The 264-nt window shown below is 37.9% G+C and carries 1 pseudogene; it reads right to left on the bottom strand.

Annotated features, from left to right (window positions below):
* Positions 1–264 (bottom strand): annotated as a pseudogene (locus R0J92_RS23730) (hypothetical protein); the annotation flags it as partial.

The raw sequence follows: 264 nt of genomic DNA, 5'->3' as shown, positions 1-264 counted from the left end.
ATAAATTTAAATTCTGCGTTGCTTTTCGCCAAAACTCAAAAATATTCGGTTTTACTCGTTTTAAAGTCTCTTTATCTTGAGCAATCGCAATCAGTTGATTATGCAGTTCTGGACACTCTACTTCATAACCATTGAACCGACACACCCGCCATACTAAACCTGAAACTTCATGTTCCCGTTGATATTCGTGAATTTGCGCTCGGAAATCACGATAGGCAAAAACTTTACTTAACTTCTCTGTCCCAATTGCTTTCGCTAAAACAG

The sequence above is a fragment of the Tritonibacter sp. SIMBA_163 genome, from assembly GCF_046535935.1.
In the GTDB taxonomy this organism is placed as follows: Bacteria; Pseudomonadota; Alphaproteobacteria; order Rhodobacterales; family Rhodobacteraceae; genus Epibacterium; species Epibacterium scottomollicae.
The sequence above is the reverse complement of the archived record's forward strand: the minus strand, read 5'-3'. Positions and strand labels throughout refer to the sequence as shown.